General features: G+C 44.5%; 2 tRNA genes. Both read left to right on the top strand.

The features are described 5' to 3' along the window. Nucleotides 1–53 precede the first annotated feature (53 nt). A tRNA-Ile gene (locus A7Z06_RS21565) sits at nucleotides 54–130 on the top strand. Between the two features lie 42 nt (nucleotides 131–172). Beyond that, nucleotides 173–248: transfer RNA gene (locus A7Z06_RS21570), tRNA-Ala, on the top strand. Nucleotides 249–436 lie beyond the last annotated feature (188 nt).

The following is a 436-nucleotide window of genomic DNA, read 5'->3' on the forward strand; positions in this document are numbered from 1 at the left end:
CTTTGAAGTGCTCACACAGATTGTCTGATGAAAATGAGCAGTAAAACCTCTACAGGCTTGTAGCTCAGGTGGTTAGAGCGCACCCCTGATAAGGGTGAGGTCGGTGGTTCAAGTCCACTCAGGCCTACCAAATTTGCACCGCAAATTTGAAGAGGTTTTAACTACATGTTATGGGGCTATAGCTCAGCTGGGAGAGCGCCTGCTTTGCACGCAGGAGGTCTGCGGTTCGATCCCGCATAGCTCCACCATCTCTGTAGTGATTAAATAAAAAATACTTCAGAGTGTACCTGCAAAGGTTCACTGCGAAGTTTTGCTCTTTAAAAATCTGGATCAAGCTGAAAATTGAAACACTGAATAGTCGAAAGATTATTCGTGAGTCTCTCAAATTTTCGCAACACGATGGTGTTTTACGAAACATCTTCGGGTTGTGAGGTTA

Origin of the sequence: Escherichia sp. MOD1-EC6819 (assembly GCF_002965765.1) — a bacterium.
In the GTDB taxonomy this organism is placed as follows: domain Bacteria; phylum Pseudomonadota; class Gammaproteobacteria; order Enterobacterales; family Enterobacteriaceae; genus Escherichia; species Escherichia ruysiae.